This is a genomic window from Chryseobacterium sp. SIMBA_038 (assembly GCF_046535115.1).
In the GTDB taxonomy this organism is placed as follows: Bacteria; Bacteroidota; Bacteroidia; order Flavobacteriales; family Weeksellaceae; genus Chryseobacterium.
In genome coordinates this window covers 1-244 of the sequence record NZ_JAWRXH010000364.1, presented here as the reverse complement: position 1 = coordinate 244, position 244 = coordinate 1, and the positions used below count along the sequence as shown (strand labels likewise).

Here is a 244-nt window from a genome sequence, read left to right as displayed (position 1 = left end):
AAAATCCGACACCCAGAGCTGATTCGGTCGGTCAGCCTTGAACTGCCGGTTGACTCGGTCCAGCGGGCGCGGCGCGGTCACCTCGGGAATCGTCGTGCGAACACGCTTACCGCGAACTGCGCCACGCAAGCCCTGCAGTTTCATCAACCGTCCGACCGTGCAGCGTGCCACTGCAATGCCTTCCCGGTTCATCTGCTTCCAGACCTTCGGCACGCCGTAGACCTGCATGTTGGCCTGCCAGACA

1 protein-coding gene is annotated in these 244 nt (G+C 62.3%); it reads right to left on the bottom strand.

Annotated features, from left to right (window positions below; translation table 11 throughout):
* A partial coding sequence (locus SB689_RS23910; protein ID WP_410694518.1) for an IS3 family transposase occupies positions 1 to 244 on the bottom strand: 244 nt, incomplete at both ends.